Here is a 23,533-nt window from a genome sequence, read left to right as displayed (position 1 = left end):
TGAGGAAAAGCGCGTCAGAACCGCGCGTTCAGGCTGATCCAGAAATTGCGAGCCTTGGCCTTGACGTTGTAGTCGTCGCGGAAGACCGGCTGCTGGCCCCCCACGCAGGTGTTGCCGCTGGTGCAGCTCGTGAAGCTGGTGCTGTAGCTCGTGAAGTCGTGGTCCAGCAGGTTGTTGATGCGGGCGTTGAGCGTCACGTTCTTGCTGATGCGGTAGCTGCCACCGAGGTGCAGCATGTTGTAGGCCTTGTAGTACATCGCGCTGTTGGTCGGCGCGTCCCAGCCGCGGTAGCGGTCGGACACCGCCTCCAGGTTCAGGAACAGTTCCAGCGAAGGCGTGGCCGACCACGAGAGGGCAGCGTTGGCCATGTGCTTGGCGCTTTCCGACAGGGGGCGGCCGATGGCTGCACCGGTCTTCTGTTCCGAGTCGGTGTAGGTGTAGTTGGCGCGCACCATCCACGTCGGCGAGAGGCGGTAGCGGCCGGCCAGCTCCAGGCCCTTGAGTTCCGCGCGGCTGATGTTCTGCGTCTGGCTGAAGGAAGCGAAGCCCAGGTCGCGCCAGCCCAGTCCGACGTCGGCACAGGGCACGCCAGGCGCCGCGCCTTCGCAGTTGGCGATGGTCGGGCCGCCGCTGTCGATCTTGTCCTTGAAGCGGTTCTGGAACACCGTGGCGTTGAAGCTGTGGCCGTTCGTGCTGTTGAAGTAGGCCGCGAGTTCGCCGTTGACGCTGGTCTCGGGCTTCAGATCCGGATTGCCCACGAAGGGCGAGGTGCCCTGCGCCACCGAAGCCGGTGATGCCTGGGAACAGCTGGCTGGTCTTGGGCGTCTTGTAGCCCGTGCTCACGCCACCCTTGAAGGTCCACGAAGGATTGGCCTCCCAGACACCGTACACGCGCGGGCTGGTCTGTCCGCCGAAGATGTTGTGGTTGTCGTGGCGCAGGCCCGTGGTGAGCGTGAAGCCGGGGCGCAGCTGCCAGTTGCCTTCGGCGAACACCGAGGTCATCTCGTGCTTCTGCACGGTGCCCGGCTGCGGGTTGTTGCCGAACATGCCGAAGGTGCCGTCCTCCATTTCGCCGTCGATGTACTGGCCGCCCACCACGACGAGGTGGTTGCCCAGCGGGATGTCGAGCTTGCCGTCCAGCGTGTACTGGCGGGTCTCCATCACGCGCGCGGGGCGCGGCAGGAAGGACTCCAGCGTGGCGCGTTGCGCGGGCGTCATGTTGTTGAGCTTGGCCGTGGCGTTGGCGCCGGGCACCGCGGCCCACAGGGCCTGCAGGCGCGCCCGCTCCTCGGGGGAGAAGGGCAAGGTGCGGCCCTTGTTGGCCGTGTCCACGTAGGACAGCGAGATCTCGCTGTTGCCGATGTCCCACTTGCCCTTGTGCGTCAGCGACCACTGGTCGCGCGTGAACTTCTGTTCAGGCAGGTAGCCCACCTGGGGTGCTGCGAACGTGGCGTTGTTCGAGCGCCAGATCGTGGCGATGCTGTCCACCGTGCCCAGAGGGAAGCTGCCGTCGGCTTCGGGGCGGTTGTTGTATGTCTGGCGTGACGTGTCGACGTCGAACAGGAATTCGTGGCGGGCGCTGGGCGTGAGCGCCAGGCGCATGCCCAGGCTCTGGTTCTTGTTGTCCACTGTCTTGCCGCCGCCGCCGAAGCCCAGGGCGCGCGGGCGCACGGCGCCGTTGGGATACACCACGTCCGCGTACTCGGGGCGTGATGCGTCCCGGTCGTACAGGCTGCCGCGCAGCTGGAAGCCGAGCACGCCGGGCTTGATCGGGCCCATGAGGTTGAAGTCGGTGGTCTTGTCGTCACCGAAGTCGCTGTTGCCCTGCACGGTGAAGGACTGCGTGACCGAGCCGGTCCATTGGTCGGGGATCTTGCGCGTGATGATGTTGATCACGCCGCCCAGCGCGTCCGCGCCGTACAGCGTGGACATGGGGCCGCGGATGACTTCGATGCGCTCGATCGTCTCGATCGGCGGGATGTGGTTGAACTGGTTGCCGCCGAAGGAGTTGGGGTACAGGTCGCCGTTGTTGTTCTGGCGCTTGCCGTCGATCAGGATCAGCGTGTAGTCGGCGCCCATGCCCCGGATGCTGATGGTGCCCTGACCGGTTTTGTCCGTGGTCTCGCCCACGTCCACGCCCTCGATGTCGCGCACGGCATCCAGCAGGGTGGTGTAGGGGCGCTTCGCGAGCTCTTCGCGCGTCACCACCGAAATGCTGGCGGGCGCATCGGCAATCTTCTGTTCGACGCCGGAAGCGGACACCACGACTTCGGACAGCGAGCCCTCGGCTTGCTGGGCGTGGGCCGCGCCCAGGCTCAGCGCGTACAGGCTGCAGGCCACGGCGGTGGCTTGCAAGGGGAAGCGGTAGCCCGACGAAACGCCGCGCTGGCCAGCCGACGGGGTGGATGCTCTCGACATCAAAAATCCTTACGTATGCATGCGTTGATGGAGTTGGCTGGCATGCATCCACTCGGTATCGCGCGCATCACACAAGGGACGGGGGCTGGGGAGGGGCTGGCTGGCTACTTTTCTTATTATTACAAATGAAAACCATTCTTGTTAAGTTTTTGATAATTTTTTTGTGATAGCTCGTTCGGTGCCTGCCGTAAAGCTTCCGGCGGGAACGCGGTTTGCCCTCTGAAATCTCGCCAAAACGCTGCTGTCGCCGGAATGTGGTAAACACGAACGGCCCTCATCGGGCGAGTTGCTGCACAGCAACAAGAAAAGCTATCGGGTGGATAAACACTATCAATCCCGAAGATTGGTAGTTATTTGCTATCATTCACCCCATGGCGATACGGAAAACCCTTTCTGATCGCCGCCTCTTTCTCAACCCCAACCCAAGGAAAACCATGTCCCTGATCAATACCACCGTCCAGCCTTTCAAGACCACGGCCTTTCTGAACGGCAAGTTCATCGACGTCAGCGACGAGACGCTGAAGGGCAAGTGGTCGGTGCTGATCTTCATGCCCGCTGCCTTCACCTTCAACTGCCCCACCGAAGTGGAAGACGCGGCCGAGAACTACGCCGAATTCCAGAAGGCCGGTGCCGAGGTCTACATCGTCACGACCGACACGCACTTCTCGCACAAGGTGTGGCACGAAACCTCGCCCGCCGTGGGCAAGGCCAAGTTCCCGCTGGTGGGCGACCCGACCCACGTGCTGACCAACGCTTTCGGCGTGCACATCCCTGAAGAAGGCCTGGCGCTGCGCGGCACCTTCATCATCAACCCCGAAGGCACGATCAAGACCGCCGAGATCCACTCCAACGAGATCGCCCGTGACGTGAAGGAAACGCTGCGCAAGCTCAAGGCCGCCCAGTACACCGCCGCCCACCCCGGCGAAGTGTGCCCGGCCAAGTGGAACGAAGGCGCCAAGACCATCGCTCCTTCGCTGGACCTGGTCGGCAAGATCTGATCCTCCGTTCCATCCGCGATGAGGCCCAGCCTCTCCGGTTGCCCATCGAAGAACCCGCGGGCCCAGAAGGCCCGCCGGGTGGACCCCTGGCCGCCTTTCAATCCCTGAGGAGGCCGGTTCTCAAAGTCGCTTAGATAAAGGAAACACAACATGTTGGACGACACCCTCAAGGCTCAACTCGGCGCTTACCTCGAGCGCGTGACACAACCTTTCGAGATCGTCGCCTCCTTGAGCGACTCTGAGAGCTCCCGGGAAATGCTTGATCTGCTGCAGACCATCCAGGCGCTGCGCAGCGACAAGATCACCCTGAAGACCGACGGCCAGGATGCGCGCCGGCCTTCGTTCACCCTGCAGCGCGCGGGCAGCGACACTTCGCTGCGCTTCGCCGGACTGCCGCTGGGCCACGAGTTCACCTCGCTGGTGCTGGCCCTGCTGTGGACCGGCGGCCACCCGCCCAAGGTCGAGCAGGACGTGCTCGAACAGATCCAGGCGCTGGACGGTGACTTCAATTTCGAGGTCTACATGTCCCTGACCTGCCACAACTGCCCGGACGTGGTGCAGGCACTGAGCCTGATGGCGATCCGGAACCCGAAGATCAAGACCACGGTCATCGAAGGCGGTGCCTTCCAGGACGAGGTGACGGCGCGCGAGATCATGGCCGTACCCATCGTGTTCCTCAACGGCCAGGTGTTCGGTTCGGGTCGCATGACGGTGGAAGAGATCGTCGGCAAGCTGGACGTGAACGCCGATGCGCGCGAAGCCGCGAAGCTCAACGCCAAGGACCCGTTCGACGTGCTGATCGTCGGCGGCGGCCCGGCTGGTGCCGCGGCGGCGGTGTACGCCGCCCGCAAGGGCATCCGCGTGGGCGTGGCGGCCGAGCGTTTCGGCGGCCAGGTCAATGACACGATGGCGATCGAGAACTACATCAGCGTGCTCGAAACCGACGGCCCGAAGTTCGCCGCCGCGCTCGAAGCGCAGGTGCGCCACTACGACGTGGACATCATGAACCTGCAGCGCGCCGACAAGCTGATCCCGGCGAGCGAGCCCAACGGCCTGGTGCAGGTGCAGATGGCAAATGGCGCGGTGCTGAGCGCGCGCAGCGTGATCCTGTCCACCGGCGCGCGCTGGCGCAATGTCAACGTGCCCGGCGAGGCCGAGTACCGCAACAAGGGTGTGGCTTACTGCCCGCACTGCGACGGTCCGCTGTTCAAGGGCAAGCGCGTGGCGGTGATCGGTGGTGGCAACTCGGGTGTCGAGGCCGCGATCGACCTGGCCGGCATCGTGCAGCACGTGACGCTGATCGAGTTCGCCGATGCGCTCAAAGCCGATGCCGTGCTGGTGAGCAAGCTCAAGAGCCTGCGCAACGTGGACATCCACGTGAATGCGCAGACGACCGAGATCACCGGCGCCGACGGCAAGGTGAATGGCCTGAGCTACAAGGACCGCGCGAGCGGCGACGTGAAGCACGTCGAGCTCGAAGGCGTGTTCGTGCAGATCGGCCTGGTGCCCAACACCGAGTTCCTCAAGGGCACGGTGGAGCTGAGCCGCTTCGGCGAGATCGTGGTGGACGCCAAGGGCCACACCAACGTGCCCGGCGTGTTCGCGGCGGGTGACTGCACGACGGTGCCGTACAAGCAGATCGTGATTGCCGCCGGTGAGGGTTCGAAGGCCGCGCTCAGCGCCTTCGACCACCTGATCCGCCAGCCGGTGGTGGCACCGGCCGAGGCCGTCGCGGCCTGATGCGACGAAGCCAGAGCCGAGGCGGCGCCTCGGCCTGGCTTCTGCCCCTCAATGCGCGGCGGCCGCCGCAGCGCCGATGCCCGTCTCCGAGCGCACCTGCTGGGCCAGGAAACCGGCGCGGTCCACCCGCGCGCGCTGGCTCTTGTCCAGCACCGAGAACAGCCAGATGCCGACGAAACCGATCGCCATCGAGAACAGCGCCGGCGAGGTGTAGGGGAACAGCGCCGAACCCTTGGGGTTGCCCAGCGTGGCTTCCCACACCGAGGGCGAGACCACGGTGAGGGCCACCGAGGACACCAGACCCAGGAAACCGCCGATGACCGCGCCCTTGGTGGTGCAGTCTTTCCACAGCACGCTCATGAAGAGCACGGGGAAGTTGGCCGAGGCCGCGATGGCGAAAGCCAGCGAGACCATGAAGGCGATGTTCTGCTTTTCAAAGGCAATGCCCAGCACCACCGCGACAACGCCCAGGCAGAGCGTGGTGATCTTGGACACCCGCAGCTCGGCGGCCGAATCGGCCTTGCCCTTTTTCAGCACGGTGGCATAGAGGTCGTGCGACACGGCCGAGGCGCCCGAGAGGGTGAGGCCGGCCACCACGGCCAGGATGGTGGCGAAGGCCACGGCCGAGATGAAGCCCAGGAACACGTTGCCGCCCACGGCGCTGGCCAGGTGCACAGCGGCCATGTTGTTGCCGCCGAGCAGGCCGCCCTTGGCATCGAGGAACTGCGGGTTGGTCAGCACGAAGGTGATGGCGCCGAAGCCGATGATGAAGGTCAGCAGGTAGAAGTAGCCGATCCAGCCGGTGGCCCACATCACGGACTTGCGCGCTTCCTTGGCGCTGGGCACGGTGAAGAAACGCATCAGGATGTGGGGCAGGCCGGCGGTGCCGAACATCAGCGCCATGCCGAAGCTGATGGCCGAAATCGGGTCCTTGACGAAGTTGCCCGGGCCCATGATGGACTGCCCGATGGAGGCCGCCGCCTCGGCCACCTTGCCGTCCTGGACCGCGAGTTCGGTCTTGATCTTCACCGCACCGGCGAACATGGCTTCGGGGCTGAAGCCGAAGTGCAGCAGCACCATGAAGGCCATGAAGGACGCACCGCCGAGCAGCAGGCAGGCCTTGATGATCTGCACCCAGGTGGTGGCGGTCATGCCGCCGAAGAGCACGTAGACCATCATCAGCGCGCCCACGATCACCACGGCGATCCAGTACTCCAGGCCGAACAACAGCTTGATCAGCTGCCCCGCACCCACCATCTGCGCGATCAGGTAGAACGCGACCACCACCAGCGTGCCCGAGGCCGCGAAGATGCGGATGGGCGCCTGCTGGAAGCGGAACGCGGCCACGTCGGCGAAGGTGAACTTGCCCAGGTTGCGCAGACGTTCGGCCATCAGGAAGGTGATGACGGGCCAGCCCACCAGGAAGCCGATGGAGTAGATCAGGCCGTCGAAGCCCGAGGCCATCACCGCCGCGGAGATGCCGAGGAACGAAGCCGCCGACATGTAGTCGCCCGCGATGGCCAGACCGTTCTGGAAGCCCGTGATGCCGCCGCCGGCGGTGTAGAAGTCGGACGCGGAGCGGGTCTTGGCGGCCGCCCATTTGGTGATGTACAGCGTGCCCAGCACGAAGAGGCCGAACATGCCGATGGCGGTCCAGTTGGTGGCCTGTTTGTCGGCCTGGCCGAGGTCGGCGCCGGCGGCCCAGGCCGCGACGGACACGCTGGCCAGGGCCAGCAGGGTGAGCACGCGCCTCATTTCCGCACCGCCTTGGCCACGGCCGCGGAGAGTTCGTCGAACTCGGTGTTGGCTCGCTTGACGTAGACCGCCGTGATGACGATCGTGAAGACGATGACGCCAAAGCCCAGCGGGATGCCGACGGTCATGACGCCATCGCCCGTGAGCCGCGACAGCAAGGCCTTGTCAAAGGCCACCAGCAGGATGAAGCCGTAGTACACGACCATCATCGCCAGCGTCAGCCACCAGCCGTAGCGCGATCGTTTGGCCTTGAGTTGAAGGTAAGCGGGGTTGCTCGCGATCTGTTGAACCAGACTCTCGTCCATGCATGTCTCTCGGGTTGATTTCGGGTGACATGGAGCGTAGGACCTGGCACTTACGGAGCACTGACCCCGGGCTGACGCGGGGCTGACCCGCGCCTTGTTCCTGGCTTACTTCGGCTGTTCGGCCGGCGCGGGTGCGGCGGGGGTGGCAGGTGCCGCTGCCGGTGCAGCAGGAGCGGCCTGTTCGGTGTGCGGCGCATCCATGCCGTGCTTCTCGCCACCCATGTCGATGTCGCCACCCTTCATGAGTGCAAAGAGGGCGACGGCGGCGAAGATGGCGAAGGCGATGAAGATCTTGATCATGTCTCGTGTACTGGTTGGCGTCTGCCGCGAGGGCAGGGGAGGGCGGGAACGGGCAGGGCCCGCCAGCCCATTTTTCGGGCACTGGCTGACGTCTTTCTGACAGCGCCCGAGCCGGGCCCTCAGTACTCCAGGCGCTCGGGCCGGATCTCCTGCAGGATCGTGGTGGCGATTTCCTCGATCGACTTCGTGGTGGTCGAGAGCCAGCGGATGCCTTCGCGGCGCATCATGGCCTCGGCCTCGGCCACTTCCATGCGGCAGTTGTCGAGTTGCGCGTAGCGCGAGTTGGGCCGGCGCTCGTTGCGGATCTCGCTCAGCCGCTCGGGCGCGATCGTCAGACCGAAGATCTTCTTGCGGTGCGGCACCAGGGCCGGGGGCAGCTGGCGGCGCTCGAAGTCTTCCGGGATCAGCGGGTAGTTCGACGCCTTCAGGCCGTACTGCATCGCCAGGTAGAGCGAGGTCGGGGTCTTGCCGCTGCGGCTCACGCCGACCAGGATCACGTCCGAGCCCTCCAGGTCCTTGTGGCTCTGGCCGTCGTCGTGGGCCAGCGAAAAATTGATGGCCTCAATGCGGTCGTGGTAGGCCTGGCTCTTGGAGGCGTCCGAGAAACGGCCCACGCGGTGATTGGACTTGATGCCGAGCTCGTGCTCCAGGGGGGCGACGAAGGTGCCGAACATGTCCAGCAGCACGCCCTTGCACTGGGTTCGGAACACCGACAGCACGTCCATGTCGACCACCGTCGTGAACACCAGCGGTCGCTTGCCTTCGACGTCGGCGACGTGGTTGATCTGGCGCACCGCCTGGTGCGCCTTGTCCACGCTGTCCAGGAAAGGCAGCCGGACCCGGCGCATGGTGGCCTCGAACTGGTTCAGGATGGCGTTGCCGAAGGTTTCGGCCGTGATGCCGGTGCCGTCCGAGATGAAGAAGACCGTTCGATTGGGCATGTGGGCCGCGTCCTTACAATGCTGGGTGTTGTGTCTGCGCCAGCCATTATCCTGCCGCAGGCGCCCCCGTATCTGCTTCCCTGCCCGGCGTCGGACCCACAACAGAACAACAGGTCGCCCCGCTGGCGCTTGGAACCCCGGTTTTTCAACCTTAGGAGCTTTCCCATGTCCCAGCTGTTTGGAGCGACCGATCTGGTCGTGCCGTTCGAAAAACTGCGAATGAGCGATGTCGAGTCCGTCGGCGGCAAAAATGCCAGCCTCGGCGAGATGATTTCGCAACTGCCCACCGGCGTGAAGGTGCCGACCGGCTTTGCCACCACGGCGCACGCCTTCCGCGAATTCCTCAAGCACGACGGCCTGACCGAGCGCATCAACGCCCGGCTGGACCAGCTGGACACCGAAGACGTGCGGGCTCTGGCTCAGGCCGGTGCCGAGATCCGCGCCATGGTCGAAAACCAGCCGTTCCCGGCCGACCTGGAAAAAGCGATCCGCGACGCCTTCGTGACCCTGAGCGCCGGCAACGCCAAGGCCTCGTTCGCGGTGCGCTCCTCGGCCACGGCCGAAGATCTGCCCGACGCCTCGTTCGCCGGCCAGCAGGAAACCTTCCTCAACGTGGTGGGCATCGAAGAGGTGCTGCACAAGATGAAGGAGGTGTTCGCCTCGCTGTACAACGACCGCGCCATCAGCTACCGCGTGCACAAGGGCTTCGCCCATGCCGACGTGGCGCTCTCCGCCGGCGTGCAACGCATGGTGCGCTCCGACACCGGCGCGGCCGGCGTCATGTTCACCATCGACACCGAGAGCGGCTTCGAGGATGTGGTCTTCATCACCTCCAGCTACGGCCTGGGCGAAACGGTGGTGCAGGGCGCGGTGAACCCGGACGAGTTCTACGTGCACAAGCCCATGCTCAAGGCGGGCAAGCGCGCGCTGATCCGCCGCAACCTGGGCTCCAAGCTGATCCAGATGGTGTTCAGCACGCCCGAGGAAAAGGCCGGCAGCGGCAAGCTGGTGAAGACCATCGATGTGCCGGTGGAGCAGCGCAACCGCTACAGCCTGTCCGATGCCGACGTCGAGCAACTGGCGAAGTACGCGCTGGTGATCGAGCAGCACTATGGCCGCCCGATGGACATCGAGTGGGGCAGGGACGGCACCGACGGCCAGATCTACATCCTGCAGGCCCGGCCCGAGACGGTGAAGAGCCAGAGCGCCGGCAAGACCGAGGTGCGCTACAAGCTCAAGGGCAAGGGTGCCGTGCTGGCCAGCGGTCGCGCGATCGGCCAGAAGGTGGGCACCGGCCCCGTGCGCCTGGTGCACAACATCAGCGAGATGGACAAGGTGCAGCCCGGCGACGTGCTGGTGACCGACATGACCGACCCGAACTGGGAACCGGTGATGAAGCGCGCCAGCGCCATCGTGACCAACCGGGGCGGGCGCACCTGCCACGCCGCCATCATCGCGCGCGAGCTGGGCATCCCGGCCGTGGTGGGCTGCGGCGACGCGACCGACCTGCTCAAGGACGGCACGCTGGTCACCGTGAGCTGCGCCGAGGGCGACACCGGCAACATCTACGACGGCCTGCTGGAGACCGAAATCACCGAGGTGCAGCGCGGTGACATGCCGCCGCTGGACGTGAAGATCATGATGAACGTGGGCAACCCCCAGCTGGCCTTCGACTTCGCCCAGATCCCCAACGGCGGGGTGGGCCTGGCGCGGCTGGAGTTCATCATCAACAACAACATCGGCGTGCACCCCAAGGCCATCCTCGACTACCCGAACATCGATGCCGACCTGAAGAAGGCGGTGGAGTCCGTCGCGCGGGGACATGCCTCGCCGCGCGCGTTCTACGTCGACAAGGTGGCCGAAGGCGCTGCGCACGATCGCGGCGGCTTTCTGGCCCAAGCCCGTCATCGTTCGCCTGTCCGACTTCAAGAGCAACGAGTACCGCAAGCTGGTGGGCGGCTCGCGCTACGAACCCGAGGAAGAGAACCCCATGCTGGGTTTCCGGGGTGCGGCGCGCTACGTCAGCCACGAGTTCCGCGAAGCCTTCGCCATGGAGTGCGAGGCGCTCAAGCGCGTGCGCGAGGACATGGGCCTGAGCAACGTGCAGGTGATGGTGCCCTTCGTGCGCACTCTGGCCCAGGCCGAGCGCGTGACCGGGCTGCTGGCCGAAAAGGGCCTGGCGCGCGGCGTGAACGACCTCAAGGTCATCATGATGTGCGAGATCCCTAGCAACGCGGTGCTGGCCAAGCAGTTCCTGCAGTTCTTCGACGGCTTCTCGATCGGCTCCAACGACCTGACGCAGCTCACGCTGGGCCTGGACCGCGATTCGGGCCTGGAGCTGCTGGCGCACGACTTCGACGAGCGCGACCCGGCCGTCAAGGCCATGCTGACCATGGCCATCGGCGCCTGCAAGGCCGAAGGCAAGTACGTGGGCATCTGCGGCCAGGGCCCCAGCGACCACCCCGATTTCGCCGAGTGGCTGCGCGACGAGGGCATCAGCTCGATCTCGCTCAACCCGGACAGCGTGATCGACACCTGGAAGCAGCTGGCCAAGGAGTGATCGCCTCGCTGCTGCGAGCAAATACCTAGGCGGCGCGAGCCGCCCGGGTGCGATGATCCGGTGATGTCCGAGCGCCCCACGACCGACGAACACGACCGCCGCGCCCTGGCGCTCAAGGCGGTGCTGTTGTCGGTCATGGTGCTGGCCTCGTTCGGGGTCTGCTTCTTCGCGCGTGAGCTGAGCGTCGTCGTCATGGGCTGGCCGTTGCACTTCTGGATGGCGGCCCAGGGCGCGGTCCTGGTGTTCATCGTCATCGTGGTGGTCTATGCCAGCGTCATGAGCCGTCTGGAAGCCGAGGAGGCGCGCGGCGAGGCGAGCGAGGCCAGTGATGCCTGACAGCCCGGCCTACGCGGCCTACAAGCGCCGGCTGCACCGCATCCTGGCGTTCTACATCCTCGCCCTGATCGCTTTCCTGCTGCTGATGGCCTGGGCCGAGCAGAGCGGCCTGTCCCGGCGCTGGCTGGGCCCCATCTTCCTGTTCTCCACGGTGATGATGTACGGCGGCATCGGCATCTATGGTCGCACCGCCGACCCCGAGGAGTACTACGTGGCCGGGCGGCGCATTCCGCCGGTCTACAACGGCATGGCCGCCGCCGCCGACTGGATGAGCGCGGCCTCCTTCATCAGCCTCGCGGGAGGGTTGTACCTGCAGGGCTTCGGGGGCACCGAAACGCAGGCCGGCGGGCTGGCCTATGTGCTGGGCTGGACCGGGGGCTTCTGCCTCGTGGCCCTGCTCATCGCGCCCCACCTGCGCAAGCTCAACCTGTACACGGTGCCGGACTACTTCAAGGAGCGTTTCGGCGGGCGCTGGCCCCGGCGCATCGCGGCGTTTTCGGCCGTGCTGTGCTCCTTCACCTACGTGGTCGCGCAGATCTACGGCATCGGTCTGGTGGCCTCGCGGCTGACCGGTGTGCAGTTCGAGATCGGGATCATGCTGGGCCTGGGTGGAGTGGTGCTGTGCTCGTTCCTGGGCGGCATGCGGGCCATCACCTGGACCCAGGTGGCGCAGTACATCATCCTGCTGCTCGCCTTCCTCATCCCTGTGTCCTGGCTGGCCTACAAGCAGCTGGGCAACCCGCTGGCGCCCCTGGTGTACGGCGAGCAACTCGAGAAGATCGCCCAGCTCGAGCACGATCTGATGGCCTCGCCGGCCGAGAAGCAGGTGCAGGACGAGTTCGCGCGGCGCGCGCGCGAGTACGCGGTGTGGCTGCAGGACGTGGAGGGCACGCTCAAGCGCGAGCGCGCCGCCAAGCAGGAGCGCGTCCGCGCGCTCAAGTCCCAGAACGCCGACATGGAGCTGGTGGTCGCGGCCACGCGCGAACTGGCGGCCTTGCCCCCTGACGTGGCGACGGCGCGGGAGCGGTGGACGCGCGCCATGCAGGAAAGCGAGGAGCGGTCCCGGCCGCTGGGTGGGCTCATGCCGCACAGCCAGGCCTTCGCGGGCGATCCGGACGGCACGCCCGCCGAGCGCGAGACCTTCCAGTCCTCGCGCGCGAACTTCCTGGCCCTCATGTTCTGCCTGATGGTGGGCACGGCGGGGTTGCCGCATTTGCTCACGCGCTACTACACCACGCCATCGGTGGCGACCGCACGCTCTTCGGTGGCGTGGTCGCTGTTCTTCATCACCCTGCTGTACCTGAGCGCGCCCGCGCTGGCGGTGCTGGTGAAGTACGAGGTAATGCAGAACGTGGTGGGCAGCAGTTTCGATGCCTTGCCGCCCTGGATCGCGCAGTGGTCGCGCATGGACGGTTCGCTGGTCTCGGTGAGCGACATCAATGGCGACGGCATCCTGCAGTTCAGCGAACTCCGCCTTGGCGCCGACGTGATCATGCTGCGCCACCCCCGAGCTCGGTGGCATGCCCTATGTGGTCTCGGGCCTGGTGGCCGCCGGGGGGCTCGCGGCCGCGCTGTCAACCGCCGATGGCCTGCTGCTGACGATCAGCAATTCGCTGGTGCGCGACACCTACTGCCACGAGGTCAAACGCATCGTCACGCCCGAGCAGCGCGTGATCCTCTCCAAGTTCGCCTTGCTCAGTGTTGCGCACGGTGGCGGCCTTCGTCGCGGCGCTCAAGCCCGCCGAAATCCTGCCCCTGGTGGCGTCCTCGTTTTCGCTGGCCGCCTCCGCCTTCGTGCCCGCCATGATCATGGGCATCTTCTGGTCCCGCACCACGGGCCCGGCCGCGGTGGCCGGCATGTTGATCGGCCTGGGCACCACGGTGCTCTACATGATGATCAACGCCCCCTCCGTGCGCGCCTTTTTCGCCATGCCTGCGGGGCAAGACCTCTGGTTCGGCATCCAACCTCTGTCGGCGGGGGTCTTCGGTGTGCCGGTGGGCTTTGTGGTGATCGGTCTTCTGAGCTTGTTGCAGCGCCGCAAGGGCGCCAGCGCTTAGGGGTTTACACCAGTTCCGAGGGTGCTGGCGTGCCCAGGACACCCTCTGTCAGTTTCTTGTCAGACGCTCCTAAAACACTGCGATGGCATCTTGTGCCAGCCATCTAACTTAGGAGACTTCAACATCATGGCAACTTCGACGGCCAGTGCTTCTGCACCGATGACCAAGGAGGAGAGAAAGGTGATCTTCGCCTCTTCTCTAGGGACGGTTTTCGAGTGGTATGACTTCTATCTCTACGGCTCGCTCGCGGCCATCATCGCGCGCCAGTTCTTCTCCGGCCTGGATCCAACATCCGCCTACATCTTCGCCTTGCTGGCCTTCGCGGCGGGCTTCCTGGTGCGGCCGTTCGGTGCGATCTTCTTCGGCCGCCTGGGCGACATGATCGGGCGCAAGTACACCTTCCTGGTGACCATCCTGATCATGGGCGCGTCCACGTTCATCGTGGGCCTGCTGCCCAGCTACGCGTCCATCGGCCTGGCCGCTCCCGTCATCCTGATCATCCTGCGCATGCTGCAAGGCCTGGCGCTGGGTGGTGAGTACGGCGGTGCCGCGACCTATGTGGCCGAACACGCGCCGCACGGCAAACGGGGCGCCTACACGGCATGGATCCAGACCACGGCCACGCTGGGTCTGTTCCTGTCGCTGCTGGTGATCCTGGGCGTGCGCACCGCGATGGGCGACAAGGAGTTCGGCGAATGGGGCTGGCGCATTCCGTTCCTGGTGTCCATCCTGCTGCTGGGCATTTCGGTCTGGATCCGCTTGAGCCTCAATGAGTCGCCGGCGTTCCAGAAGATGAAGTCCGAAGGCAAGACCTCCAAGGCGCCGCTGACCGAGTCCTTCGGCCAATGGAAGAACCTGAAGGTCGTGATCCTGGCGCTGCTCGGCCTGACCGCCGGCCAGGCCGTGGTCTGGTACACGGGGCAGTTCTACGCGCTGTTCTTCCTGACCACGATCGCCAAGGTGGACGCCACAACCGCCAACCTGTTGATCGCCGCCTCGCTGTTGATCGGTACGCCGTTCTTCATCTTCTTCGGCACGCTGTCCGACAAGATCGGCCGCAAGCCCATCATCATGGGCGGCTGCCTGATCGCTGCGCTGACCTACTTCACCGTCTTCCCGATGTTGCTCAACTACGCCAACCCGGCGCTGGTGGCGGCTCAACAGGCGAACAAGGTCACCGTGACGGCCGATCTGAAGGAGTGCTCGTTCCAGGGCAGCCCGATTGCACGCGACATCGATTTCCGTACCTCGTGCGACATCGCCAAGCGCGCACTCACGCAGGCGTACATCCCGTACACCAGCGTGCAGGGTCCGGCCGGTGCACCCGCGACGGTGACGCTGGGCGACAAGGTGCTGAACTCGCCGGTGGGCGTGCTCAACGAGAAGCGCGATGCCTTTGCGGCTGGCAGCGCGAAGGCCATTGGTGACTTCCGCAAGGCACTGACCGACACCGCCAAGGCCGAAGGCCTGACCACCCCTGCGGATCCCGCCAAGATGAACAAGGGCATGGTCCTGCTGATCCTGGTGTTCCTCGTGATCCTGGTGACCATGGTGTACGGCCCGATCGCCGCGATGCTGGTCGAGATGTTCCCCACGCGCATCCGCTACACGTCGATGAGCCTGCCGTACCACATCGGCAACGGCTGGTTTGGCGGCTTGCTGCCCACCACGGCCTTCGCCATGGTGGCCGCCACCGGCGACATCTTCTACGGTCTCTGGTACCCGGTGATCGTGGCGGCCGGCACGTTCATCATCGGCATGATCTTCATCCGCGAGACCAAGGACGTGGACATCTACGCCAAGGACTGAGCTTGAGCAGGGTCGCGCCCGCCCGCGGGCGGGTGCGACTTTCTTCACAGAGCCCGCCCCGTGCGGGCTTTTTCATGGGCGCTCCGGTATGGATAAACCCCAATTCAAATGCCGCCAGTCGCATGTAAAGCTCGTTTCATCCAACTTCCGCGTTGAGTCATCCCGGTGACCGGTACAAACCACCCCCGGTGGAGCTTCCTCGAGAGAACCCATGAGCATTGTGAAAACCGAAACCGGCCTGCAGGTCATGAAAGACCGATCGGTGCCGCTGACGCCGCGACAACGGTCGGTCTTCATCCTCGTGGATGGCCGGCGTTCCATGGCGGAGCTGCTGGCGGCATCGGCCGCCATGGGGGTGTCCCAGGAAGACGTAGAGCACCTGTTCGCGCTCGGATTGATCACCGATTCGGCACCCAAGCCCTCGGCCGCGGAGCAGGCGGTGGCCGCGGCCCACGACGAAGTGCTCAAGGAGCACAACTCGCGCAGTCCGGTGCAGCGCTATCAGGATGCCTATCCCATCGCCACCCGGCTCACCGCCAGCCTGGGCTTGAGGGGGTTTCGCCTGAATCTGGCGGTGGAGGCCGCCGGCAACTACGAGCAACTGCTCGAGCTGGCTCCCAGGATCCGCGAGGCCGTGGGCCCCGAGAAGTTCGTGCCCCTGGACAAGGCGCTGAACAACCGCTGAAGCAGCTGGGGTACCGAAAAGCCGCGATTTGCTATAATCGTGAGCTTTTCGCCTTGCCACACCGCTTCCAGACGCGGCGGGTGGCTGAATCCCGCCGTGGCTCCCCACGGCTCATCCTCAAGGAGTGTCTATGCGTCACTATGAAATCGTTTTGCTGATCCATCCGGACCAAAGCGAACAGGTTCCGGCCATGCTGGAGCGTTACAAGGGCATGATCACCACCGGTGGTGGCAAGATCCACCGTGTTGAAGACTGGGGCCGCCGCCAGATGGCTTACCAGATCAACAAGCTGTCCAAGGCCCACTACCTGTGCGTCAACATCGAGGCCGATCAGGCCGTGATGTCCGAACTGGAACACGCGTTCAAGTTCAACGACGCCGTGCTGCGCCACCTCACCGTGCTGCGCAAGAAGGCCGACACCGGTCCGTCGGCCATGATGAAGTCGGTCGAGCGCGAAGAAGCCCGCAAGCTTCAACAGCCGGCCACGCACCAGTCGCAGGAGCAGGCCGCCGCCTAAGTCTGTGGCGCCAATCGTCATCGGGTGAACCGTCTTCAATTGTCCGCCGTGGTGGTGCAGGTGCAGAGCCTGCGTTACACACCGGCAGGCATCCCGGCCGTCAACCTCGTGCTTGAACACGAGTCCCAGGTCGTCGAGATGGACACCCCCAGACAGGTGAAATTGCAGCTGAGGGCCGTGGCCTTCGGTGCCCAGGCCGAAATCCTCTCCCGACAGGGCCTGGATGCGGCTTGTGAGTTTCACGGTTTCATGACGAATGCGCGCAATGGCAAAGGCGTGGTGTTCCACATCCAAGATTTCAGCAAAACATAGGAAGGCCCATCATGGCTGCACCCAAACGTTTCAACAAAGACAAGCGCCCGAAGCGCAACACCCAGTCGCTGCTCTTCAAGCGCAAGCGCTTCTGCCGCTTCACCGTGGCCAACGTCGAAGAAGTCGACTACAAGGACGTGGACGTTCTGCGTGACTTCATCGCCGAAAACGGCAAGATCATTCCCGCGCGCCTGACCGGCACCCGTGCGTTCTACCAACGCCAGGTCAACACCGCCATCAAGCGCGCGCGCTTCCTGGCGATGCTGCCCTACAGCGACCAGCACCGCGTCTGAAAGAGAGCCTGACATGCAAATCATCCTGCTCGACAAAGTGATCAACCTCGGCGCCCTCGGCGATGTGGTCAAGGTCAAAGAGGGCTATGCCCGCAACTTCCTGATCCCCACCGGCCGTGCCCGCCGTGCCACCCAGAGCGCCATCGCTGAATTCGAAGCCCGCCGTGCGGAACTCGAAAAGGTGGCGGCGGCCAAGCTGGCCGAAGCCCAGGCCCTGGGCGAGAAGCTCGCTGCCGTGACGGTCAAGCTGTCGCAAAAGGCCGGCGTGGACGGCCGCCTGTTCGGCTCCGTGACCAACCACGACGTGTCCGAAGAGCTGAACAAGCAAGGCTTCGCTGTGGCCAAGTCGCAAGTGCGCATGCCCAACGGCCCCCTCAAGAACGTGGGCGACTACACCGTCAGCGTCAACCTGCACACCGACGTGACGGTCGACGTCAACGTCTCGGTGCTCGGCGAAACCGCCTGAGTTCCGCGCAGCGTTCTGCAAAAAGCCGCTGCCTTCGGGCAGCGGCTTTTTTTTGCGCGGCGCGGGCGGGTTATCCCGCCTTCTGCACGCGATTCACACCGGATTTCCACAGGGTTGTCCACCCCTGATCCATCCCCTGGGGCGTACCATCGCTCTTTAGCTGCGATACCTCCATGTCCACTGCCTTTTCCAGTCCCTTCCCCGACTTTGATGCGGGCTTTGAAGACCCTGTGGGTGATCGTCAGGTCGCCCAGTTGCGCGTGCCCCCGCATTCCATCGAAGCCGAATCCAGTGTGCTGGGCGGCCTGCTGCTCGACAACGGCGCGTGGGACCGTGTGGCCGACCTGATCAACGACTCCGATTTCTATCGGCACGAGCACCGGCTGACCTATTCTGCGATCGCGACCCTGGTCAACGGGAGCAAGCCTGCCGACGTGGTGACGGTGTTCGAGCACTTGCAGAACCTGGGCAAGGCCGAAGAGGCGGGTGGGTTGGCGTACCTCAACTCGCTCGCGCAGTACGTGCCGAGTGCGGCGAACATCCGCCGCTATGCCGAGATCGTGCGCGAGCGCGCGATCCTGCGCAAACTCGTGACCGCCAGTGATGAGATCGCGACCGCCGCCTTCAATCCGCAAGGACGGCCGGTCGCCAAGATCCTGGACGAGGCCGAGCAGAAGGTCTTCAAGATCGGCGAGGAAGGCTCCCGGATGAAGGAGGGCTTCCAGAGCATGGACAAGCTCGTGGTGGACCTCCTGGACCGTGTGCAGGAGATGGCCGACAACCCGGCGGACGTGACGGGTGTTCCCACCGGGTTCATCGATCTGGACCGCATGACCTCGGGCCTGCAGGCGGGTGACCTCGTGGTGCTGGCGGCGCGTCCCTCCATGGGCAAGACCGCGTTCGCGATCAACATCGCCGAGCACGTGGCCCTGAACGAAGGGCTGCCTGTGGCCGTGTTCTCCATGGAAATGGGCGCATCGCAGCTGGCGGTGCGTGTGGTCGGCTCCATCGGCCGGATCAACCAGGGGCATCTGCGCACCGGCAAGCTCACCGACGACGAGTGGCCCCGCCTGACGGAGGCGATCGAAAAGCTGCGCACCGTGTCGCTGCACATCGACGAGACGCCGGGTCTCACGCCCAGCGAGCTGCGCGCCAATGCCCGCCGATTGGCCAGGCAGTGCGGCAAGCTGGGTCTGATCGTGGTCGACTACCTGCAGCTCATGAGTGGCTCCGGCGCGTCCGGGGGCGACAACCGCGCCACCGAGCTGGGCGAAATCTCGCGGGGGTTGAAGATGTTGGCCAAGGAGCTGCAATGCCCGGTGATCGCGCTCTCCCAGCTCAACCGGTCGGTCGAGCAGCGCACCGACAAGCGCCCCATGATGTCGGACTTGCGTGAGTCCGGTGCCATCGAGCAGGATGCGGACATCATCATGTTCATCTACCGCGACGAGTACTACAACCGCGAGAACTGCAAGGAGCCGGGTGTGGCCGAGATCATCATCGGCAAGCAGCGCAACGGCCCCACCGGCGTGGTGAAGCTGGCCTTCCTGAACATGCTCACCCGTTTCGAAAGCCTGGCAGGCGGTGGCATGGGCGGTGGCAGCGATTACTGACGACAGGTGACGCGCATGAAAAAACCCGGCCAAGGCCGGGTTTTTTCATGGCGAAAAGCCTTCAGGTCAGAGCACTTCGCTGGCGAAATCGGCCAGGCGCGAACGCTCGCCGCGCGCCAGCGTGATGTGTCCGCCATGCGGCCAGCCCTTGAAACGATCGACCGCGTAGGTCAGGCCCGACGAACCCTCGGTCAGGTAGGGCGTGTCGATCTGTGCGAGGTTGCCCATGCAGATGATCTTCGTGCCCGGGCCGGCGCGGGTGATCAGCGTCTTCATCTGCTTGGGCGTCAGGTTCTGCGCCTCGTCGATGATCACGTAGCGGTTCATGAAGGTGCGGCCGCGCATGAAGTTCATGCTCTTGACCTTGATGCGGCTGCGGATGAGCTCATTGGTGGCAGCGCGCCCCCACTCGCCGGCATTGCCGCCGTCGCCCTTGGCCAGGAATTCGAGGTTGTCGTCGAGCGCACCCATCCAGGGGCCCATCTTTTCCTCTTCGGTGCCCGGCAGGAAGCCGATGTCCTCACCCACGCTCACGGTGGCGCGCGTCATGATGATCTCGGTGTAGCGGCGGTCGTCAAGCACCTGGGTCAGGCCGCTGGCCAGCGCCATCAGCGTCTTGCCCGTGCCCGCGGTGCCGGCCAGCGTGACGAAGTCAATCTCCGGATCCATCAGCAGGTTGAGCGCGAAGTTCTGCTCGCGGTTGCGGCTGGTCACACCCCATACCGCATTTTTCAAATGGGTGTAGTCCTTCAGCGTCTTGAGCACCGCGGTCTTGTCGCGGATTTCGGTCACACGGGCGTACAGCGAGGGCTCGCCGGGCGCCTCGAAATACACGAACTGGTTGATGTAGAACTGGCCCACGGCAGGGCCGCTCACGCGGTAGAACGTGTGGCTGCCGCTCTGCCAGCTCTCGATGGTCTTGCTCTGGCGCGTCCAGAAGTCCTGGGGCAGGGCCAGGGCGCCGGCGTAGAGCAGTTCCCCGTCGTCCAGGGTCTTGTCGTTCTGGTAGTCCTCGGCGGCCAGGCCCAGCGCGCGCGCTTTCACCCGCATGTTGATGTCTTTCGACACCAGGATGACTTCGCGTTGCGGATGCCGTTCGCGCAGGGCATGCACCACGCCCAGGATCTGGTTGTCGGCCTTGCCCTGGGGCAGGCTGGAAGGCAGGGCGTTGTCCAGCGGCTCGGTCTGGAAAAACAGCAGGCCACGGGCCGACTGATGGCCGGTGGCCGAGAGCTTGAGGCCCTTGGCCATGTCGCCACCTTGCTGGGCCACCAGGGCGTCGAGCGTGCGGCTGGTCTGGCGGCCGTTGCGGGCCACCTCGGTCATGCCCTTTTGCTGCGCATCGAGTTCTTCGAGCACGATCATGGGCAGGAAGATGTCGTGTTCCTCGAAGCGGAACAGGCTCATGGGATCGTGCAGCAGGACGTTGGTGTCCAGCACGAACAGCCGCGCCGGCCCGTTGCCGGCCTTGCCTGCGGTGCGCCGGCGGTTGCTGCGCAGCTGGTGCCACGGGGGCCCGGGGTTCGGCGGGCGCCTCGGGGACGGGCTGGCGCACCTCGGGGGCTTTGCGCACCACCGGCGCGGGCGGGCGCACGGGTGCCTTCGGCACTTCGGCACGTGCAACGGCAGCTGTCGTCGAGGGTTTTCGACCCCGCCCATTGCCCTTCGGCGCCGAGCCCGCCGGGGTGGCGGGTGCAACCGGTGCGGACGGTTCCAGAACAGGGTTCAAGTCCAGTGGCTCTTCGGCGGCTCGAAGGGAGTAGGCGTCGGGGGCTAGCAGGGCTGCGCGTTTGGAGGGTGCGGGAGGCAGTGGCATGGAGGACTTGTGGTGTCAGCGCGGGGCCGGAAAACAAAAAGCCGCCGGGAAAACCGGGCGGCTTTGAGAGCTGCGGAGCTTGTCGAAAGAGGGTGGGGCTGAAAAGCTTCCCGTTGTCATGAATTCATTATGCACGAGTCGTGTGACCCGGAAATCTCTGCATCAGCGTGGTCCCACTCCCTCGATTCAGGGGGTCAGGGCGCCTTCTTGAGCGCCTTGACCGCCTTGAGCACGTCTTCCACGTGACCAGGCACTTTCAGGCCGCGCCATTCCTGCTTGAGCACGCCATCCGGGCCGATCAGGAAGGTGCTGCGCTCAATGCCCTTGACCTTCTTGCCGTACATGATCTTGTTCTTCACCACACCGAACATGTGGCACATCTTCTCTTCGGTGTCCGCGATCAGCTCGAAGGGCAGTTCGAGCTTGGTCTTGAAGTCGTCGTGCGACTTCATGTTGTCGCGCGACACGCCGAACACCTGCGCGCCGGCCTTGACGAAATCCTTGTATTTGTCGCGGAACTGCATGGCCTCGGTCGTGCAACCGGGGGTGTTGTCCTTGGGGTAAAAATACAGAACGATGGTCTGGCCAAGGTGGGTCTGGTTGCTGACCTTCACGCCACCGGTGGCCTGCGATTCAAATTCGGGAATGGGTTTGTTGACAACGACTGCCATACTGCGTGGACCCCTGACGTAAGTTGGTGGTGATTCGTTGGCTTCCCGGGTGCTTCACGGCATGCCCTGCACTGGACATGCAAAAGGGGGCCGTGGCAGGAAACAATCCGCTATTTTACCCTGATTGCGCCATTCCGTCACGGTTTGGCTGGAGAGGGGAACGAGGGCGTTTCAGGTTTCGATCAAAAGCGCCGCCACGACGCGGCGGCCTTCGCCAGCCAGGATGTTGTAGGTGCGGCAGGCCGCGGCGGTGTCCATGGTTTCCACGCCGATGCGGCGCTCCATCAAACCCTGCAGCAGCGCGGGCCGCACGAAGCGCAACCGGGAGCCACTGCCGAACACCACCAGTTCAGGTGCTTCGGGCATGACGCTGGCCAACTGCTCGAAGTGCGTGGCGGTGAGGTCTTCGAAGCGCTGGCATTCCCAGGGAATCAGCTGGCCCCCCGAGGCGAGCACAAGGCTGCCGGCATGGCGCTGGCCGTTCACGGCGATCCACCCCTCGCCGTAGGAGGTGATGGACTGTGTGTCCAGCTTGTCGGCGTGAAGTTTCATGGGAAGGCAGTGGATCAGAAGGGCTGGGGATCTGTGGTCAAATTGCAGGTTTTCCCTGCTGAAGAGACCGAATATAACGCCCGGTGCACCTCGGCGGGGCATGTTGGTCATGACCCCACAACCCCCTCCGGAGGGCCTTTGAAAAGCATCCAGAAATCCGCCAAGCTTGCCAACGTCTGCTACGACATCCGCGGGCCCATCATGGACGCGGCGCGTCAGATGGAAGAGGAAGGCCACAAGATCATCAAGCTCAACATCGGCAACCTGGCGGTGTTCGGCTTCGATGCGCCGGAGGAGATTCAACAGGACATGATCCGCAACCTGCCGAACTCGGCGGGTTACTCCGACAGCAAGGGCATTTTCGCGGCGCGCAAGGCGGTGATGCACGAAACGCAGAAGCAGGGCATCAAAGGCGTGGCCCTGGAAGACATCTACCTCGGCAACGGCGCGAGCGAGCTCATCGTGATGGCGACCAACGCGCTGCTGGACAACGGCGACGAGCTGCTGCTGCCGGCACCGGACTACCCGCTGTGGACGGCCGCGGCCAGTCTGTCGGGCGGCACGCCGGTGCACTACATGTGCGAAGAGTCCAACGGCTGGATGCCGGACATCGACGACATCCGCCGCAAGATCACGCCAGCGACCAAGGGCATCGTGGTGATCAACCCGAACAACCCCACGGGTGCGCTGTACTCCGACGATCTGCTCAAGGCCATCGTGGAACTCGCGCGCGAGCACGGGCTGGTGATCTTCGCCGACGAGGTGTACGACAAGGTGCTGTACGACGGTGCCAAACACACGGCCATCGCCAGCCTGTCGGACGACGTGCTCACGCTGACCTTCAATTCACTGTCCAAGAGCTACCGGTCGTGCGGCTACCGCGCGGGCTGGCTCGTGGTCTCGGGCAACAAGAAGCCCGCCAAGGACTACATCGAGGGCCTGAACATGCTCTCGAACATGCGCCTGTGCGCCAACGTGCCGGGCCAGTGGGCGATCCAGACCGCGCTGGGCGGGTACCAGAGCATCAACGACCTCGTGTGCGAAGGCGGTCGCCTGCGCCGCCAGCGCGACCTTGCCTACGAACTCATCACCGCCATTCCGGGCGTGAGCTGCGTCAAGCCCTCGGCCGCGCTCTACATGTTCCCCAAGCTCGACCCGAAGATGTACCCGGTCGAGGACGATCAGCAGATGTTCCTGGAACTGCTGCAGGAAACGCGCGTGATGCTGGTGCAGGGCACCGGGTTCAACTACCCGGACAACCAGCATTTCCGCATCGTGTTCCTGCCGCACGAGGACGACCTGCGCGAGGCCATCCACCGCGTGGCCGAGTTTTTCGAGGGCTGGCGAAAACGCCACGGCACCTGATTTTTCCGCTTCCCAACCATGAC

The 23,533-nt window shown here is 64.7% G+C and carries 18 protein-coding genes and 4 pseudogenes; 13 read left to right on the top strand and 9 right to left on the bottom strand.

From position 1 onward, the window contains the following. Positions 1-14 precede the first annotated feature (14 nt). The gene (locus ACFJI0_RS13630) at positions 15-758 is read right to left on the bottom strand and encodes a TonB-dependent receptor domain-containing protein (RefSeq protein ID WP_382325642.1); all 744 of its coding nucleotides are present in this window, start codon (positions 756-758) and stop codon (positions 15-17) included. A gap of 64 nt (positions 759-822) precedes the next feature. Then, a pseudogene (locus ACFJI0_RS13625) lies at positions 823-2,418 on the bottom strand (TonB-dependent receptor domain-containing protein); the annotation flags it as partial. Between the two features lie 434 nt (positions 2,419-2,852). Between ACFJI0_RS13625 and ahpC the strand changes: the two are divergent. Beyond that, the gene (gene ahpC, locus ACFJI0_RS13620; protein ID WP_291111412.1) at positions 2,853-3,416 is read left to right on the top strand and encodes an alkyl hydroperoxide reductase subunit C; all 564 of its coding nucleotides are present in this window, start codon (positions 2,853-2,855) and stop codon (positions 3,414-3,416) included. Positions 3,417-3,566: 150 nt separating this feature from the next. Continuing rightward, on the top strand, positions 3,567-5,156 hold the full coding sequence (gene ahpF / locus ACFJI0_RS13615; RefSeq protein ID WP_382320416.1) for an alkyl hydroperoxide reductase subunit F: 1,590 nt from the start codon (positions 3,567-3,569) through the stop codon (positions 5,154-5,156). A 48-nt stretch (positions 5,157-5,204) separates the two neighbouring features. On the opposite strand, the gene ACFJI0_RS13610 is transcribed toward ahpF, so the two are convergent. The 4 genes from ACFJI0_RS13610 to ACFJI0_RS13595 form a co-directional block, all read right to left on the bottom strand. Further along, positions 5,205-6,911, bottom strand: a complete 1,707-nt coding sequence (locus tag ACFJI0_RS13610; RefSeq protein WP_382320414.1) for a cation acetate symporter — start codon at positions 6,909-6,911, stop codon at positions 5,205-5,207. Next, positions 6,908-7,216, bottom strand: coding sequence for a DUF485 domain-containing protein (locus ACFJI0_RS13605; protein WP_382320412.1), 309 nt, complete (start codon positions 7,214-7,216; stop codon positions 6,908-6,910). The genes ACFJI0_RS13610 and ACFJI0_RS13605 overlap by 4 nt, the downstream gene beginning before the upstream one ends. A gap of 105 nt (positions 7,217-7,321) precedes the next feature. Beyond that, on the bottom strand, positions 7,322-7,516 hold the full coding sequence (locus ACFJI0_RS13600; protein ID WP_382320410.1) for a hypothetical protein: 195 nt from the start codon (positions 7,514-7,516) through the stop codon (positions 7,322-7,324). 119 nt (positions 7,517-7,635) lie between these two features. Further along, the gene (locus ACFJI0_RS13595; RefSeq protein WP_291111404.1) at positions 7,636-8,457 is read right to left on the bottom strand and encodes a pyruvate, water dikinase regulatory protein; all 822 of its coding nucleotides are present in this window, start codon (positions 8,455-8,457) and stop codon (positions 7,636-7,638) included. Between the two features lie 165 nt (positions 8,458-8,622). On the opposite strand from ACFJI0_RS13595, the pseudogene ppsA reads away from it, so the two are divergent. The 10 genes and pseudogenes from ppsA to dnaB all read left to right on the top strand — a co-directional run bounded on the left by ppsA (position 8,623) and on the right by dnaB (position 19,106). Beyond that, positions 8,623-11,017, top strand: a pseudogene (gene ppsA, locus ACFJI0_RS13590) (phosphoenolpyruvate synthase). 63 nt (positions 11,018-11,080) lie between these two features. Beyond that, positions 11,081-11,353 carry a DUF4212 domain-containing protein gene (locus ACFJI0_RS13585; RefSeq protein WP_382320408.1) on the top strand — a complete coding sequence of 91 codons (273 nt, stop codon included), beginning with the start codon at positions 11,081-11,083 and terminating at the stop codon, positions 11,351-11,353. Continuing rightward, positions 11,346-13,411: pseudogene (locus ACFJI0_RS13580) on the top strand (VC_2705 family sodium/solute symporter). Before ACFJI0_RS13585 ends, ACFJI0_RS13580 begins: the two are co-directional and overlap by 8 nt. Positions 13,412-13,537: 126 nt before the next feature. Next, a complete protein-coding gene (locus tag ACFJI0_RS13575; RefSeq protein ID WP_382320406.1) occupies positions 13,538-15,220 on the top strand; it encodes an MFS transporter in 1,683 nt (560 codons plus the stop codon). 211 nt (positions 15,221-15,431) lie between these two features. Next, positions 15,432-15,905: a hypothetical protein gene (locus ACFJI0_RS13570; RefSeq protein ID WP_382156960.1), complete on the top strand. Its 474-nt coding sequence runs from the start codon at positions 15,432-15,434 to the stop codon at positions 15,903-15,905. A gap of 130 nt (positions 15,906-16,035) precedes the next feature. Next, positions 16,036-16,422 carry a 30S ribosomal protein S6 gene (rpsF, locus tag ACFJI0_RS13565; RefSeq protein ID WP_291111398.1) on the top strand — a complete coding sequence of 129 codons (387 nt, stop codon included), beginning with the start codon at positions 16,036-16,038 and terminating at the stop codon, positions 16,420-16,422. 39 nt (positions 16,423-16,461) lie between these two features. Beyond that, a complete protein-coding gene (gene priB, locus ACFJI0_RS13560) occupies positions 16,462-16,734 on the top strand; it encodes a primosomal replication protein N (RefSeq protein ID WP_382320404.1) in 273 nt (90 codons plus the stop codon). Positions 16,735-16,745: 11 nt separating this feature from the next. Then, positions 16,746-17,027, top strand: a complete 282-nt coding sequence (gene rpsR, locus ACFJI0_RS13555) for a 30S ribosomal protein S18 (protein WP_068166407.1) — start codon at positions 16,746-16,748, stop codon at positions 17,025-17,027. 13 nt (positions 17,028-17,040) lie between these two features. Continuing rightward, a complete protein-coding gene (rplI, locus tag ACFJI0_RS13550) occupies positions 17,041-17,493 on the top strand; it encodes a 50S ribosomal protein L9 (protein WP_382156962.1) in 453 nt (150 codons plus the stop codon). A 173-nt stretch (positions 17,494-17,666) separates the two neighbouring features. Continuing rightward, a complete protein-coding gene (gene dnaB / locus ACFJI0_RS13545; protein WP_291111389.1) occupies positions 17,667-19,106 on the top strand; it encodes a replicative DNA helicase in 1,440 nt (479 codons plus the stop codon). 66 nt (positions 19,107-19,172) lie between these two features. Here dnaB and ACFJI0_RS13540 read toward each other — a convergent pair. From ACFJI0_RS13540 to ACFJI0_RS13530, 3 genes and pseudogenes are all read right to left on the bottom strand, one after another. Beyond that, a pseudogene (locus ACFJI0_RS13540) lies at positions 19,173-20,922 on the bottom strand (PhoH family protein). 194 nt (positions 20,923-21,116) lie between these two features. Beyond that, positions 21,117-21,593: a peroxiredoxin gene (locus ACFJI0_RS13535; RefSeq protein ID WP_291111385.1), complete on the bottom strand. Its 477-nt coding sequence runs from the start codon at positions 21,591-21,593 to the stop codon at positions 21,117-21,119. 171 nt (positions 21,594-21,764) lie between these two features. Next, the gene (locus tag ACFJI0_RS13530) at positions 21,765-22,145 is read right to left on the bottom strand and encodes an Mth938-like domain-containing protein (RefSeq protein WP_382320402.1); all 381 of its coding nucleotides are present in this window, start codon (positions 22,143-22,145) and stop codon (positions 21,765-21,767) included. A gap of 138 nt (positions 22,146-22,283) precedes the next feature. Between ACFJI0_RS13530 and ACFJI0_RS13525 the strand changes: the two genes are divergently transcribed. Further along, entirely contained in the window at positions 22,284-23,510 is a 1,227-nt protein-coding gene (locus tag ACFJI0_RS13525) for a pyridoxal phosphate-dependent aminotransferase (protein WP_382320400.1), read from the top strand. Positions 23,511-23,533: the final 23 nt, after the last annotated feature.

It is taken from the genome of Hydrogenophaga sp. UC242_53 (assembly GCF_042696965.1).
Classification (GTDB): Bacteria; Pseudomonadota; Gammaproteobacteria; order Burkholderiales; family Burkholderiaceae_C; genus Hydrogenophaga.
The sequence above is the reverse complement of the archived record's forward strand: the minus strand, read 5'-3'. Positions and strand labels throughout refer to the sequence as shown.

Bases quoted from the DNA above. Each gene is read 5' to 3' on its own strand.
- rplI (WP_382156962.1), top strand. From the start codon at position 17,041: ATGCAAATCATCCTGCTCGACAAAGTGATCAACCTCGGCGCCCTCGGC.
- ahpC (WP_291111412.1), top strand. From the start codon at position 2,853: ATGTCCCTGATCAATACCACCGTCCAGCCTTTCAAGACCACGGCCTTT.
- ACFJI0_RS13595 (WP_291111404.1), bottom strand. From the start codon at position 8,457: ATGCCCAATCGAACGGTCTTCTTCATCTCGGACGGCACCGGCATCACG.
- ACFJI0_RS13575 (WP_382320406.1), top strand. From the start codon at position 13,538: ATGGCAACTTCGACGGCCAGTGCTTCTGCACCGATGACCAAGGAGGAG.
- dnaB (WP_291111389.1), top strand. From the start codon at position 17,667: ATGTCCACTGCCTTTTCCAGTCCCTTCCCCGACTTTGATGCGGGCTTT.
- ACFJI0_RS13530 (WP_382320402.1), bottom strand. From the start codon at position 22,145: ATGAAACTTCACGCCGACAAGCTGGACACACAGTCCATCACCTCCTAC.
- rpsR (WP_068166407.1), top strand. From the start codon at position 16,746: ATGGCTGCACCCAAACGTTTCAACAAAGACAAGCGCCCGAAGCGCAAC.
- ACFJI0_RS13570 (WP_382156960.1), top strand. From the start codon at position 15,432: ATGAGCATTGTGAAAACCGAAACCGGCCTGCAGGTCATGAAAGACCGA.
- ACFJI0_RS13600 (WP_382320410.1), bottom strand. From the start codon at position 7,516: ATGATCAAGATCTTCATCGCCTTCGCCATCTTCGCCGCCGTCGCCCTC.
- ACFJI0_RS13605 (WP_382320412.1), bottom strand. From the start codon at position 7,216: ATGGACGAGAGTCTGGTTCAACAGATCGCGAGCAACCCCGCTTACCTT.
- ahpF (WP_382320416.1), top strand. From the start codon at position 3,567: ATGTTGGACGACACCCTCAAGGCTCAACTCGGCGCTTACCTCGAGCGC.
- ACFJI0_RS13585 (WP_382320408.1), top strand. From the start codon at position 11,081: ATGTCCGAGCGCCCCACGACCGACGAACACGACCGCCGCGCCCTGGCG.
- rpsF (WP_291111398.1), top strand. From the start codon at position 16,036: ATGCGTCACTATGAAATCGTTTTGCTGATCCATCCGGACCAAAGCGAA.
- ACFJI0_RS13610 (WP_382320414.1), bottom strand. From the start codon at position 6,911: ATGAGGCGCGTGCTCACCCTGCTGGCCCTGGCCAGCGTGTCCGTCGCG.
- ACFJI0_RS13535 (WP_291111385.1), bottom strand. From the start codon at position 21,593: ATGGCAGTCGTTGTCAACAAACCCATTCCCGAATTTGAATCGCAGGCC.